Annotated in this window: 1 protein-coding gene; it reads right to left on the bottom strand. The window is 47.2% G+C overall.

Annotation, left to right across the window (positions count from 1 at the left end):
- A partial coding sequence (locus tag A0125_RS15270) for a PQQ-dependent sugar dehydrogenase (protein WP_197464914.1) occupies positions 1-218 on the bottom strand: 218 nt, incomplete at both ends.

Here is a 218-nt window from a genome sequence, read left to right as displayed (position 1 = left end):
CAGGATCCCAGTAGTAAACAGGTTGTTCCATGCCTTCCTTTTGCTGAATGACGGGAGTACCGATCTTGTCACCACTATATTCTAGTCCGTAAGTGATTACTGGCCATCCGTAATTGTTACCTGCTTTGATCAGGTTGATCTCATCGCCACCGCGTGGACCAAATTCGCTATTCCATAATTCGCCTGTCTCCGGATGAAATGCCAATCCTTGCGGGTTA

The sequence above is a fragment of the Sphingobacterium populi genome, assembly GCF_001586775.1.
In the GTDB taxonomy this organism is placed as follows: Bacteria; Bacteroidota; Bacteroidia; order Sphingobacteriales; family Sphingobacteriaceae; genus Sphingobacterium; species Sphingobacterium populi.
This window is presented reverse-complemented; position numbering and strand designations above follow the sequence as displayed.